The organism is Roseovarius sp. MMSF_3350 (assembly GCF_030733425.1).
In the GTDB taxonomy this organism is placed as follows: Bacteria; Pseudomonadota; Alphaproteobacteria; order Rhodobacterales; family Rhodobacteraceae; genus Roseovarius.
In genome coordinates, this window is the sequence record NZ_JASHIZ010000020.1 from 1 (window position 1) to 12,449 (window position 12,449).

Sequence of the window (12,449 nt, forward strand, 5' to 3'; positions counted from 1 at the left end):
ACCCCTTGCCCCGCGCCCCTGCCCCCATCGCCGCGATCGGCACCGGAACGTAAGGCGGGCGATAGGTGGTGGTCCCGGTCTCGGCGATCCCGCGCCCGGAGGCATCGGCCAGCACGGCCAACGCCGCAATGTTGCTGTTCTTGCCCTGGTCCGGCGCCATGCCCTGTGTGGTGTAACGCTTCATGTGCTCGACCGATGTGAAATTTTCCTGCGCGGCCAGCCTCACATCCTTCACCGTCACGTCATTCTGAAAGTCCAGCCACGCCCGCCCCTTGCCCGGCACATGCCACAGCGGCGTTATCTCGTAGGCCCCGTCTTCCGCTCTTGGCACAGGCGCGTCGACTACGCTCAGCCCAAGGTCCTCCGCCACCGCCGTGCCCGCCGCAGCACCGCTTTCCAGACATCCGCGGGTCGAGAAGACGCCCATCGCCGCCCCGGCATAGCGCATCCCCGGCACCGCGCCCTCTTTTGGCAGGAAAGCGGCCAGCCCTTTGTCCCAAACGGGCCGCCCGCTCATGTGACAGCTCAAATGCACGCTCGGGTTCCACCCGCCCGACATGGCCAGCACGTCGGCCTGCACCGTCTCGATACACTCGCCCTGACGAAAGCTCACCGCCTCCAACGCCTTGCGACCGCCGGTGCCGCAGACCTGCGCGCCCGCGTAGAACGGCACATCAAGGTCACAGACCGCATCCGGCCGCGCGTCGATCAACGCCGCCACATGCACCCTCGCCGCCTGCAAGTCCCGCACCGTCCGGTGTCCGGCGTCGCTGTTGGCAAAAACCGCCACGCGGGGTCCGGGGCAGACCCGCCAGCGGTTCACATAGGCCCTGAGCGCCCCCGCCATCATCACGCCGGGCCGATCATTGCTGGCAAAGGCCACGGGCCGTTCGATCGCCCCCGCCGCCAGCACCGCGCGTTTCGCGACGATCCGCCAGAAACATCCCTTTAAGGCGCGACCCGCTTCGGGAGCCAGCCGCTCCAGCGCACCGTATGTGCCCTGGTCATAGGCCCCCACCACGGCGGTGCGCGTCATCACCCGAACATTCTCCATCGCCGCCAGCCGCCCTCGCATCACGTCGGCCCAGGCGGCGCCTGCCTGCCCGTCCACCTCCTCGACCTCGGCATTCAGCCGGCCTCCCAGACGCGTGTCCTCGTCGGCCAGGATCACATCCGCCCCGGCCTCTGCCGCCGTCCATGCCGCCATCAGCCCTGCCGGACCGGCACCGATCACCAACACGTCGCAATGCGCAAAGGCCCGCTCCCACTGCTCCGGACCCACCGCGCGCGACAGGGTGCCCAGCCCGGCCGCCCGGCGAATGACCGGCTCGTAAAGCTTTTCCCAGAAAGCCTTCGGCCACATGAAGGTCTTGTAGTAGAAGCCCGCCCCCAAAAATGGCGCGCCGAGGTCGTTCACGGCCATCAGGTCGAACGCCACCGACGGCCACGCGTTCTGCCCGAACGCCTCCAGCCCCTCGTGCAGTTCCACCATCGTGGCCCGCGCATTGGGCTCCTTCCCCGCGCCATGCCCCAGGGTGACCAGCGCATTAGGCTCCTCGCTGCCCGCAGTGAAAATGCCCCGCGGCCGGTGATACTTGAACGACCGCGCCACCACCCGCACATCCGCGCCCATCAGCGCCGAGGCCAGCGTGTCGCCCTCGAACCCAAGGTGCTGCCGCCCATCGAAGGTAAAGGCCAGTCGCCGCGACCGGTCGATCAGCCCATCGCCGTCCAGCCTCATCGCGCCGCCTCTTCCGCCAGCACCGCGCTCAGAACCGCATGGCTCGAGGTGTCCCGCGTCACCACGATCCACGCGCCGCAGCCGCTCTCGTGAAACCACAGGTCCCGCGTCTCGCCACAAGGGTTCTCTCGGTTGTGCACGTAGTCGTCCCACGCCTCGGCACCTGCGTCCTCGCAGGGCCGTTCCAGCGCCACCGCGTGCCCGGCATAGTAGAATTCCCGGCGATCGCGCTCGCCGCAGATCGGACAGGGCAGCCTCATGCCGCCTCCCCCGGCTTCTTCTTGCCAGAAATACTCATGGCCCGAACTCCGCCACGAGCGCCTCAATGCAGGTTATGCTGCGCACCGGTCCCCTCCTCGTCCATCAATCCGCGCCCGGTGCGGAACCTGTCCAGCCGCAACCGTGCCGCCGCCGCGTGCGGGCGGTCCGTCGCCAGCAGATGCGCCATGCAATGCCCAGAGCCGGGCACCGCCTTGAACCCGCCATAGCACCAGCCGCAATTGAGGTAGAGCCCCTCTACCGGCGACTTGTCGATGATCGGGCTGCCATCCGGGCTCATGTCCATGATTCCGCCCCATGACCGAAGGACCTTGGCCTGTCCGATCATAGGCATCAGGGTCATGCCCGCCTCCATTACATGCTCCACCAGCGGCAGGTTCCCCCGCGCGGCATAGCTGGCATACATGTCGAGGTCGCCGCCAAAGACCAGCCCGCCCTTGTCGGACTGGCTGATATAGAAATGCCCCATGCCGAAACTGACCACGTGGTCGATGCAGGGCTTCAACCCTTCGGTCACAAAGGCCTGCAACACGTGGCTTTCGATCGGCAGGCGCATCCCGGCCATCGCCGCCACCTGGCTCGACCGGCCTGCAACGATCACCGCGACCTTCTTGGCTCGGATCACACCGCGCGAGGTTTGCACCCCCTTGACCGCGCCACCCTCGATGTCGATCCCCGTCACATCGCAGTTCTGGATCAGATCCACGCCCCGCTCGCTCGCCCCGCGGGCATAGCCCCAAGCCACCGCATCATGCCGCGCCGTGCCCGCGCGCCGTTGCAACAGCCCTCCATAGATGGGAAACCGTGCCTGCTCGTAATCCAGGTACGGCAACACCTTCTTCAATCGCGCCACGCTCAGCAGTTCCGCGTCGTCGCCCTGGTTGCGCATCGCGTTGCCCCGGCGGATCGCCGCGTCGCGCTGTCCGTCGGAATGAAACAGTACGATCTGCCCGCGCTGCGAATGCATCACGTTGTAGTTCAGCTCCTGCTCCAACCCTTCCCAAAGCTTCAGCGAATGGCTGTAGAATTCCGAGTTGCCGGGCAGGAAATAATTCGCCCGCACGATGGTGGTGTTGCGCCCCACGTTGCCGCCGCCTAGGTACCCTTTCTCCAGCACCGCGACATTGGTGATCCCGTGCTCGCGCGCCAGGTAATAGGCGGTAGCCAGCCCGTGTCCGCCACCCCCGATGATCACCACGTCATAGGCATCCTTCGGGCTGGCATCGCGCCAATGCGCCTGCCAGCCGCGATTGCCGGTCAGGCCTTCCCTGAGGACGCGCAGCCCCGAAAAACGCATGGTGTGATTTCTCCATCGACCTTGGGCAGAGTGAAGCAACTTCCGCCCGCGAGTGCAACGGGCTCCGCGCCCTATCGCAAATGCGCCGGCACCGCCGCCTGTCGCTGTTCCAGCGGGATGACCGTCACTGGCGCGACCGGTGCGCCGTCGTCCCCCAGAAGGGCGTTCGACGTTGCGCGCCCGCCAATCCACGCGCCCGCCATTCTGCGCAGAACCTGAAGGCCCGCACCGGCAAAGCCGCAATCGGCCACGGGCGCGCCCGGCTCCGGCTTCGCGTATTTGGTAAAGGCGCGGCAGCGCGACGCTCCCAACCCGGCTGCCGGGCCCGCCAACTCATCCTGCCGCAGAACCACGCCCACAAAAGGCAAGTGCACCCGCGACATGGTGTTGAACATGGGCGTGCCGCAGCAGCGCGCGTGCCAGCGGTAAAGGCCCCTGGGCGACAGGCGCAGGATCTCCAGGTGCTCCGCCCCGGCCGTCAGCGTCAGCCGGTCGGGCGTCGTCTGCCAGATCTCGCTGCCGCCGCCGGGCGACAAGAATTCGTCCGAATGACCGAACAGGCCCGCCGCGGTCTGGCAGTCGTTGCAATAGCACGTTACGCGCGTGCCCGCCCCACGGGCGGGCACAGCCAGCATCACCTCGACCGCGCCGCAGCGGCAGGTCTTCCGCACCGTCGCGGCCACCTGCTTGCGCCTAGAGGCCCGCGGCGCGATAACTGGTTGCGACCTTGCCGATCGACACCAGATAAGCCGCAGTACGCAGGTCGGTCACGTCTTCGCGGCCGTGCCAGGTTTCGCGCATCGCCTGGTAGGCCGCGCGCATCGTGTCGTCGAGGCCCGAGCGTACCAGTTCCAGCTCGCCCGCGCCGCGCAGGTACTTCTGCTTGAAGTCCGGCGTCATCGACCACGCGCCTTCAAGGTGATCGTCCAACCGGCTCAGCTCGCGCACGATCAGCTCGTGCCGCGCCTCCTCCTGCCGGCGCCCCATCCGGCCGAACCGGATGTGGCTCAGGTTCTTGACCCACTCGAAATACGACACCGTCACACCGCCCGCGTTGGCGTACATGTCGGGAATGATCACCGTGCCCTTGCCGCGAAGGGTCTCGTCGGCGCCCGCGGTCACCGGGCCATTGGCGGCCTCGATGATCAGCGGCGCCTTGATCCGGTCGGCATTGCCGAGGTTGATCACCCCTTCCATCGCGGCCGGGATAAGGATGTCGCACTCGTGCTCCAGATACTTGGCGCCGTCCTTGATGTAGTTGCCCGACGGATACCCGTCGACGCCGCCATGTTTGGCGATCCAGTTGCGCAACTCGTCGATGTTCAGCCCGTTCTCGTCGAAAAGGCCGCCGTCGCGTTCGATCACGGCGATCACCTTGCAGCCGTCCTCCTCGGACAGGAACTTGGCCGCGTGATAGCCGACGTTGCCCAGGCCCTGCACGATCACGCGCTTGCCATCCAGCGTGCCGCTCAGCCCGGCCGCCTTGATGTCCTCGGGATGGCGGAAGAACTCCTGCAACGCGTATTGCACGCCACGTCCCGTCGCCTCGGTCCGGCCCTGGATGCCCCCCGAATGCACCGGCTTGCCGGTCACGCAGGCCCGCGCGTTGATGTCGGTGGTGTTCATCCGGCGGTACTGGTCGGCGATCCAGGCCATCTCGCGTTCGCCCGTGCCCATGTCCGGGGCGGGCACGTTCTGCGCCGGGTGGATCAGGTCGCGCTTGGCCAGTTCATAGGCAAACCGCCGTGTGATCAGTTCCAGCTCATGCTCGTCCCATTCCAGCGGATCGAGGCACAAGCCCCCCTTCGAGCCGCCGAACGGCGCCTCGACCAGCGCGCACTTGTAGGTCATCAGTGCGGCCAGCGCCTCGACCTCGTCCTGGTTCACCGCCATGGAATAGCGGATGCCGCCCTTCACGGGCTCCATGTGCTCGGAATGCACGCTGCGATAGCCGGTGAACGTGTGGATCTGACCGCGCAGACGCACTCCGAAGCGTACCGTGTAGGTCGCGTTGCAGACCCGGATCTTCTCCTCCAGTCCCGGCGGCAGGTCCATCAGCGATACCGCGCGGTTGAACATCAGGTCCACGCTTTCGCGGAATGTCGGCTCCTTGATCGGTGCATTCATGGTCGGGTCTCCCTCTTCTGGCGCATGTGGCACGACTCCCCATAGCCCCCATGCATGTCGCAATGGTTAAGGGAAGTGTCCCGATTGTCCACCATAGATGCCCGCCGGGTCCCGGCCGCCGCCACGATGCACCGCCAGAGCGAAAAACAGGTCTTTGTTAATCGTTTCGTAACAGTCGGGAATATTTGAAAGATTTATCCCTTTTCCGTCGTCAATACGGCCAATTTCTTCCCGGTTTCGCCATATTTTGACCATAAGGCTTCCCGATAACATCCGGGATTGAATCCGTTCCTGGGGGCGGGAACGTCCAAAGAGGTATTAAAGAAATGAACGTGTCGAGATTTGAAATCCGGTCGTCGCTACGCACTTGCCTGCCAGCATACACTACGGCGCGCCGCCGCCTTTCGATGTTCCGCAAAGACGAGGACGGGTCGTTGATCATCCTCACGCTCTTCATCTTCATCTTCATGCTGGTGATGGCCGGCCTCGGCATCGATTCGATGCGCCACGAGATGCACCGCGCCCACCTGCAGGCGACGCTCGACTCCGCCGTTCTGGCGGGGGCCGGCGCCTCCTCCGACGAAGATGCCAAGCACGTGGTCGAGGATTACTTCGCCAAATCGGGCATGGCGGAATATCTCAACGCCATCCGCGAGGAAGACATCGACATCGGCCTCAACGCGACCTACGTGAGCGCCAGCGCCAAGCTCGACATGGACACCTACCTGATGAAACTGTCCGGCGTCGAGCAGCTGTCGGCGGCCGCGCGGGCCACCGCCCAGACGCGTGTGCCGAAGCTGGAAATCGCTCTGGTCCTCGACGTGTCCAACTCGATGAACGAGAACGGCACCAACCGCAAGACCAAGATGGAGAACCTGCAAAAGGCCGCCAAAGAGTTCGTCACCACGATCATCGATTCGGCCGATCCCGGCAACGCCACGATCTCGATCGTGCCCTTCTCGACCTCTGTTGCTCCCAGCCAGGAAATCTACGACGCCCTGCTGGTCGACGAACAGCACCGATATTCCAATTGCCTGGTCTTTGACGACGACGACTACAACAGCACCGCGCTGGCCACCGATGCCGCCGCCGCGAACGACATCTCGCTGATCCCGTTGGAACAGGCGATCTATACCTCGCGCTACGGCAAATTCGACGCGCTGAACCAGCCCTGGCGCTCATGCTATACCGAGGACGGCTACCGCATCATGCAGTTCTCGTCCTCCGAGGCCGACCTGCACGCCAAAATCGACAGCATGATCGCCGACGGCAACACCACCGGCTCGCTGGGCGTGAAATGGGGCGCGGCCCTGCTTGATCCCTCCTTCCGAGACGTGACCGGCACCATCGTGCCCGTCGACTACTCGGACAGCGAAACGATGAAGATCATCGTGATGATGGGCGACGGCGAGAACACAACCACGTACTTCTTCCCCGAGGACAGTCAGTATCGCGGCGAGAATTCGGACCTGTTCTACACCGAGTACGCCGACCAGCAGTTCAAGTACGCCTACTACATCTATAACTCGAACTACCGCTGGTATGGCTCGAGCAACGAATGGCGCTGTAGCGAGTGGTATGCCGACTGCGAATACGAAAGCGTGACCAAGGCCAACTACTTCATGCGCGACCCGGAATACACCTACGGCCCCGGCCTGCTGACGACGGTTGCAAGCGTCGTGGCGTCGCTCGGCAACACCGTAAGCGCGACTACGTGCGCCGCCTTGGTCGGCGAAGGCTACGGCAGTGAGGGATCCGTTCCGCCGGAAGACTACCCGGCGGACTGGGACAACCACAACTGCAGCACCATAGAGGATTCGCTCTGGGACGCGATGATGGACGACTATATGTACTACAACATCGACGAGGGCGAGTGGATGAACGGGATCGATTTCGTCGACCTTGATGAGGAGCCCGGCTTCATCCTGCGCGAACGCTACTCATGGGAAGAGGCGTGGGGCATGATGTCACCGCGCGAATACGGCGACATCACCGGCATCTACGACGCCTATTACGAATACGAGAACATGGACTCCAACGTCTCCGGCTCGCAGAAGAACACCCGCATGGACAATGTCTGCGGCGCGGCCAAGAACAACGGCGTGGTCATTTATACCATCGGCTACGAAGTGCCCAAGAACGGCACCGCCGAAACGTCGCTGAAGAAATGTGCCACTGGCTATGACCCCATCGAAAAGAGCACGGCCTACTACTACAGCGTGGACGGGCTCGATATCTCCGACGCCTTCGGCTCCATCGCCGGCAACGTCCAAGCTCTGAGGCTGACACAATGATCACCAGGCTCAAAGACGCGTTCCGTCGCCTGATATGGGATGAGGGCGGCTCGGCATCGGTCGAGTTCGTCATCATCTTCCCAGTCTACCTCTCGTTCATGCTTATGTCGATCGAGCTGGGTTTCGTGACCATGCGCCACACCCTGCTGGAACGCGGCCTGGACATCGCGGTGCGCGAGGTACGCCTTGGCACCGGCACGGCGCCCCAGCACGACGACATCAAGGATCTCGTCTGCGACAACGCGATAATGGTCCTGAACTGCAAGGAAAAGCTGCGTCTGGAAATGCGCCCGGCCAACATCTTCGCCCTGCAGACCCTGGACACCACCGCCGACTGCACCGACAAGGCCGAACCGGCGAAGCCCGTGCGCTCCTTCACCCCCGGTGTCGCCAACCAGCTGATGCTGATGCGCGCCTGTTACAAGTACGAGCCCTTCTTTCCGAAGGAAGTCCTCGGCTCCGCGCTCGAGAAGGATGGCAGCGGCGAAGCCTCGATCGTTTCCATGACCGCTTTCGTACAGGAGCCGAACTGATGCTGATGGCCCGACTCAAAGTTTCCCTGCGCAGCTTTATCGAAGGAACGCGCGGCTCGCTCACGGTCGAGGCCGTGCTGTCGCTGCCGCTGCTCTTCTGGAGCATGGCCGCCACCTTCGACTTCTTCGAGATCCACCGCTACAAGAGCGTCCGCGAAAAGGGCACGTTCACCATCGCGGACATGATTTCGCGCGAGACCCGAGCGGCGGGCCTGACCTCAATTTATCTCGACAATGCCAAGATCCTGTTCGACGAGATCACAAACGACGACGGCGTCAACCAGATCCGCGTCTCGGTCGTGTCCTACGATGCCGACGATGATGAATACGGCATCGTCTGGTCCGAGGTGCGCGGCACCGGGCCCATGGTCAAGCTGACCAGCGCGCAGGTCAAGGACTCGCACGAGACCCTGCCCGACGTTGCCGACGGCGAAGAGATCATCCTGGTCGAATCCACCTCGTCCTACCAGCCACTCTTCAATGTCGGACTCGACGACGTGACCATCGGCACGCGGGTTTTCAGCGCGATCCGCTTCGCGCCCCAAATATGCTACGAAGGACTTTGCGGGCTTCAGAACTGATCCGCGCCTCCTGCGCGGTCTGCCATCAGGGCGGCGATCATCTCGGCCATCATCTTGGACTGATGCCCGGGCGTGACCCCGCCCAGCCCGATGCGGCGGCCCATCCGCCACCACAGACCCGGCCGCCACCGCGTCGGGGCTTTCGTTTTCGCCTTGATCAGAAAGCCGTTCGACGGCTTGAAGGCGAAAAGGCCCCGGTCCATCGTATCGATATCCGAGATTCCCACGATGACCTCGCCGTCGCTGCTGCGCACCGCCGCCCGCGTCAGTTCGATCTTCTGCGCCGTGGCGCGGCGCATCGCATCGCCCATCCAGACCGCCGCCGCGCCCAGCACGACCAGGAACAGCTGCCAGCCCAGCGCGTCGAAGCTGCGCGTCAGCCCGATCCAGATCAGCACCGCGCCCAGAAGGCCCAGACAGCCCACGCCCAGGATGCGCCGCCCGGTCGATGCCTGCATGACCGCCAGTACCTCGTCGTCGTCGCCCATCGCCGCCCGTCTCCCCGTCGCGTTCGGATGCCGGCCTGATAGCCCGATTGCGCCCCCGGCGCGAGAGCGAAAAGATGCCCTCTATCCCTCCACCAGCCGGCGCACCATGTCCCAATACAGCGTCTCGACCTCGTCGAGGTTCAGCCGCCCCGCATCGCGGTACCAGGTATTGACCCCGGTCAGCAACGCGATGACCGCCATCGCCGTAATCCGTGGCTCGGCCAGGGTAAAGATCCCCGCGTCCTGCCCGGCGCGCAGGATCTCCTCCAGCCGGGTTTCGTAGACCCGGCGCAGTTCGGTGACGGCGGCAAAGTTCTCTTCCGTCAGATTGCGCAGTTCCATGTAGGACACGAAAACCGCGTCGGCCCGCCGCGTGTTGAACCGGATGTGGAACCGCGTGAACGCCTCCAGCCGGGCGCGGGCGTCCGCCCCGCCGGGGTCCTCGGTCTGCCAGGCCTCCAGCAACGCGTCCATGTGCTCGCGCATCAAATCGAAAAGCAGCGATTGCTTGTCGGGGGTGTAGTTGTACAGCGCGCCGGCCTGCACGCCCACCTCGGTCGCGATCTGCCGCATGGACACGGCAGCGAAACCGTGCTGCGCGAACAGCCGCATCGCGGCCTCGCGCACCCGCGGGCCGGTGATTTCGGAATGCGAACCTTGTGTGCGTGCCATGCGATATGAATAACTGAACGATCGTTCAGATAAAAGCCCCGCTTGCCTGCCGACCGCGATCAGTGGCAAGAGAGACGCACCATGACATGCCCGCGCCGCCTCATACGCCGCCTTCCGGCCCTCGCACTAGCCTTCGCGCTGTCGGCCTGCACCCAGTTCCCCGAACTGGATGGCGCCACGTCGCGCGAAACGCGCAACGCACCCTACCCCGCCCTTCTACCGGTCGAGGACCTGCGCGCGCGGGTGGCCGAACCACGCGTGACCGATCGGACGGCCCCGTCGCTCGAGGCCCGCGTGGCCGCCCTGCGCGCTCGTGCCGCCCGCTTGCGCGGCTCGGTAATCGACGGCGCCTCGCGCGCCCGGCTCGACCGAAAGATCACCATCGACGTGTCGCAATAACGCCCGCCACCCCGCGCGCCCGAAATCCATCATGGATTTCGTTCCGTTTTCTTTCCAAGAAAACGCCCCCGGCCACCGTAAAACCCGCGTTGCAAGGCCTGTCGCAACCGGCTAAACCCCGGCCAACCCGCCTCGACAAAGTCTCAAGGAACTGCCCATGACCACCCCCCTTCGCCTCGGGATCGCCGGGCTCGGCACCGTCGGCACCGGCGTCGTCAAGATCGTCCGCCAGAAGGCCAACCTGCTGGCCGCGCGCACCGGCCGTACGATCGAGATCTCGGCCGTCTCCGCCCGGACCCGCGACAAGGACCGCGGCGTGTCCCTCTCCGGCTACGCCTGGGAGGATGACCCGGTGGCGCTGGCCACCCGCGACGACGTCGATGTCTTCGTCGAACTCATGGGGGGCTCCGACGGCCCCGCCAAGGCCGCGACCGAGGCCGCCCTCGACGCCGGCAAGGACGTGGTCACCGCCAACAAGGCGATGCTGGCCGTCCACGGCCAGGCCCTCGCCGAACGGGCCGAGGCCGCCGGCCGCACGCTGCGCTTCGAGGCCGCCGTCGCGGGCGGCATCCCGGTCATCAAGGCGCTGACCGAGGGGTTGGCCGGCAACGAGATCACCCGCGTCATGGGCGTTATGAACGGCACCTGCAACTATATCCTGACACGGATGCAATCAGCCGGCCTGCCCTATGACGAGGTCTTCGAGGAGGCCAACCAGCTGGGCTATCTCGAGGCCGACCCCAATCTCGACGTCGGCGGCATCGACGCCGGTCACAAGCTAGCGATCCTCGCCGCCATCGCCTTCGGCACGCAGGTGGATTTCGACGCGATCAGCCTCGAGGGCATCCAGAACATCACCATCGCCGACATCAAGCAGGCCGCCGACATGGGCTATCGCATCAAACTCCTGGGCGTCGCACGGATGACCGGCCGTGGGCTGGAACAGCGCATGTCGCCCTGCCTCGTACCCAAGAATTCGCCCCTGGGCCAACTCGAGGGCGGCACCAACATGGTCGTACTCGAAGGCGACGCGGTGGAACAGATCGTCCTGCGCGGTCCCGGCGCCGGCATGGGCCCCACCGCCAGCGCGGTGATGGGCGACGTGATGGACATCGCCCGCGGCCTGCGCATCCCCACCTTCGGCATTCCCGCCACCGACCTAGAGACACCCGCCCGCGCGTCCGAGGCTGCGGCGGTGCCCTACTACCTGCGCATGGCGCTGCACGACAAACCCGGCGCGCTGGCCAAGGTGGCGACGATCCTCGGCAACGCCGGCGTTTCCATCGACCGGATGCGCCAGTACCGCCACGAAGAGGCCACAGCGCCGGTTCTCATCGTCACGCACAAGACTGCGCCCTCCGCCCTCGCCTCCGCGCTCGAGGCTCTGGGCCAGATCGATGTCGTCGCCGCGGCCCCCGTCGCCCTGCGCATCGAAAGCGTCTGAACCGGTGCAGGCCGGACCGGTTGCAAGGTCACGCCTGCGCCGCTGGCTGACCTTGGTCTTCGAGGCCCTGGCGGTCGTCGCGACGCTCTTCGCCCTATTCGAGATCTTCGTTGCGCGCCGCGTCGCGCCGATCCACCTCATGACGATGGCCGGATGCACCGCCGCGGACAGCGCGGCGGCGCGCCGCGGGCTGGGCGACTTTCTCCTGGCACAGCAGAATGGTTTCGTCTTTCTCGATATGGATCTGGCCGCGCTGCGCCGCTGTGACGGCACCGACCGGGACGCCTACAAGGGCGAAGTGATCGATCAACTGCCCTCGGGCTTCCTGGTCTACGACGGCGCGGCGCTGGACGGCTCCGTCCTTACCCGCTACCACACCGCCGAAGACTTCATCGAAGAGCGTCTGCGCGGTCTCTTCTACGTGCGCAATCGCCCCGGCGAAGGGGCGGATTACCTGCATCTGCTTCCCGCTCCGTTCGACAGCGGCACGCAACGCATGCATGCCTGTACGGACGCACTGACAGCGCCACGATGGACCGGACGGTTTGCCGCCTACCTGCGCCACTGCATCTTCTCGTAAGCGGCCGCAAGCAG

Annotated in this window: 13 protein-coding genes; 6 read left to right on the forward strand and 7 right to left on the reverse strand. The window is 65.2% G+C overall.

Going from position 1 to position 12,449, the window contains the following annotated elements; translation table 11 throughout:
* The 5 genes from RBB31_RS16675 to RBB31_RS16695 form a co-directional block, all read right to left on the reverse strand.
* The coding region (locus RBB31_RS16675; protein WP_306130388.1) for a 2Fe-2S iron-sulfur cluster-binding protein at positions 1-1,741 on the reverse strand (1,741 nt) is incomplete at its 3' end.
* The gene (locus RBB31_RS16680) at positions 1,738-2,001 is read right to left on the reverse strand and encodes a sarcosine oxidase subunit delta (protein ID WP_306130389.1); all 264 of its coding nucleotides are present in this window, start codon (positions 1,999-2,001) and stop codon (positions 1,738-1,740) included. The genes RBB31_RS16675 and RBB31_RS16680, both read right to left, overlap by 4 nt.
* 62 nt (positions 2,002-2,063) lie before the next feature.
* Positions 2,064-3,317 (reverse strand): sarcosine oxidase subunit beta family protein, encoded by a 1,254-nt coding sequence (locus RBB31_RS16685; RefSeq protein WP_306130390.1) that lies wholly within the window; start codon positions 3,315-3,317, stop codon positions 2,064-2,066.
* Between the two features lie 71 nt (positions 3,318-3,388).
* Positions 3,389-4,000 carry a DUF6151 family protein gene (locus RBB31_RS16690; RefSeq protein ID WP_306130391.1) on the reverse strand — a complete coding sequence of 204 codons (612 nt, stop codon included), beginning with the start codon at positions 3,998-4,000 and terminating at the stop codon, positions 3,389-3,391.
* A 10-nt stretch (positions 4,001-4,010) separates the two neighbouring features.
* Positions 4,011-5,444 carry a Glu/Leu/Phe/Val dehydrogenase gene (locus RBB31_RS16695; protein ID WP_306130392.1) on the reverse strand — a complete coding sequence of 478 codons (1,434 nt, stop codon included), beginning with the start codon at positions 5,442-5,444 and terminating at the stop codon, positions 4,011-4,013.
* A 407-nt stretch (positions 5,445-5,851) separates the two neighbouring features.
* Here RBB31_RS16695 and RBB31_RS16700 point away from each other — a divergent pair, with 407 nt between their 5' ends.
* From RBB31_RS16700 to RBB31_RS16710, 3 genes are read left to right on the forward strand one after another with little or no spacing between them, the layout of a single operon-like run.
* Positions 5,852-7,738, forward strand: coding sequence for a Tad domain-containing protein (locus tag RBB31_RS16700; protein ID WP_306130393.1), 1,887 nt, complete (start codon positions 5,852-5,854; stop codon positions 7,736-7,738).
* Positions 7,735-8,271 carry a TadE/TadG family type IV pilus assembly protein gene (locus RBB31_RS16705; protein WP_306130394.1) on the forward strand — a complete coding sequence of 179 codons (537 nt, stop codon included), beginning with the start codon at positions 7,735-7,737 and terminating at the stop codon, positions 8,269-8,271. The genes RBB31_RS16700 and RBB31_RS16705 overlap by 4 nt, the downstream gene beginning before the upstream one ends.
* Before the next feature lie 5 nt (positions 8,272-8,276).
* Complete coding sequence (locus tag RBB31_RS16710; RefSeq protein ID WP_306130395.1) at positions 8,277-8,852, forward strand: TadE/TadG family type IV pilus assembly protein; 576 nt, start codon at positions 8,277-8,279, stop codon at positions 8,850-8,852.
* Here the strand turns inward: RBB31_RS16710 and RBB31_RS16715 are convergent.
* Both RBB31_RS16715 and RBB31_RS16720 read right to left on the reverse strand, forming a co-directional pair.
* Positions 8,843-9,340, reverse strand: coding sequence for a hypothetical protein (locus RBB31_RS16715; RefSeq protein WP_306130396.1), 498 nt, complete (start codon positions 9,338-9,340; stop codon positions 8,843-8,845). The genes RBB31_RS16710 and RBB31_RS16715 overlap by 10 nt on opposite strands.
* A gap of 81 nt (positions 9,341-9,421) precedes the next feature.
* Positions 9,422-10,012 carry a TetR/AcrR family transcriptional regulator gene (locus tag RBB31_RS16720; protein ID WP_306130397.1) on the reverse strand — a complete coding sequence of 197 codons (591 nt, stop codon included), beginning with the start codon at positions 10,010-10,012 and terminating at the stop codon, positions 9,422-9,424.
* An 81-nt stretch (positions 10,013-10,093) separates the two neighbouring features.
* Between RBB31_RS16720 and RBB31_RS16725 the strand changes: the two genes are divergently transcribed.
* The 3 genes from RBB31_RS16725 (at position 10,094) to RBB31_RS16735 (ending at position 12,435) form a co-directional block, all read left to right on the forward strand.
* Entirely contained in the window at positions 10,094-10,411 is a 318-nt protein-coding gene (locus RBB31_RS16725; protein WP_306130398.1) for a hypothetical protein, read from the forward strand.
* Positions 10,412-10,568: 157 nt separating this feature from the next.
* Complete coding sequence (locus RBB31_RS16730; RefSeq protein ID WP_306130399.1) at positions 10,569-11,855, forward strand: homoserine dehydrogenase; 1,287 nt, start codon at positions 10,569-10,571, stop codon at positions 11,853-11,855.
* Between the two features lie 4 nt (positions 11,856-11,859).
* Positions 11,860-12,435, forward strand: a complete 576-nt coding sequence (locus RBB31_RS16735; RefSeq protein WP_306130400.1) for a hypothetical protein — start codon at positions 11,860-11,862, stop codon at positions 12,433-12,435.
* Positions 12,436-12,449 lie beyond the last annotated feature (14 nt).

Excerpts from the sequence above, each read along its gene's own strand:
- RBB31_RS16685 (WP_306130390.1), bottom strand. The coding sequence starts at position 3,317 with ATGCGTTTTTCGGGGCTGCGCGTCCTCAGGGAAGGCCTGACCGGCAAT.
- RBB31_RS16715 (WP_306130396.1), bottom strand. The coding sequence starts at position 9,340 with ATGGGCGACGACGACGAGGTACTGGCGGTCATGCAGGCATCGACCGGG.
- RBB31_RS16710 (WP_306130395.1), top strand. The coding sequence starts at position 8,277 with ATGGCCCGACTCAAAGTTTCCCTGCGCAGCTTTATCGAAGGAACGCGC.
- RBB31_RS16720 (WP_306130397.1), bottom strand. The coding sequence starts at position 10,012 with ATGGCACGCACACAAGGTTCGCATTCCGAAATCACCGGCCCGCGGGTG.
- RBB31_RS16730 (WP_306130399.1), top strand. The coding sequence starts at position 10,569 with ATGACCACCCCCCTTCGCCTCGGGATCGCCGGGCTCGGCACCGTCGGC.
- RBB31_RS16680 (WP_306130389.1), bottom strand. The coding sequence starts at position 2,001 with ATGAGGCTGCCCTGTCCGATCTGCGGCGAGCGCGATCGCCGGGAATTC.
- RBB31_RS16725 (WP_306130398.1), top strand. The coding sequence starts at position 10,094 with ATGACATGCCCGCGCCGCCTCATACGCCGCCTTCCGGCCCTCGCACTA.
- RBB31_RS16705 (WP_306130394.1), top strand. The coding sequence starts at position 7,735 with ATGATCACCAGGCTCAAAGACGCGTTCCGTCGCCTGATATGGGATGAG.
- RBB31_RS16700 (WP_306130393.1), top strand. The coding sequence starts at position 5,852 with ATGTTCCGCAAAGACGAGGACGGGTCGTTGATCATCCTCACGCTCTTC.
- RBB31_RS16695 (WP_306130392.1), bottom strand. The coding sequence starts at position 5,444 with ATGAATGCACCGATCAAGGAGCCGACATTCCGCGAAAGCGTGGACCTG.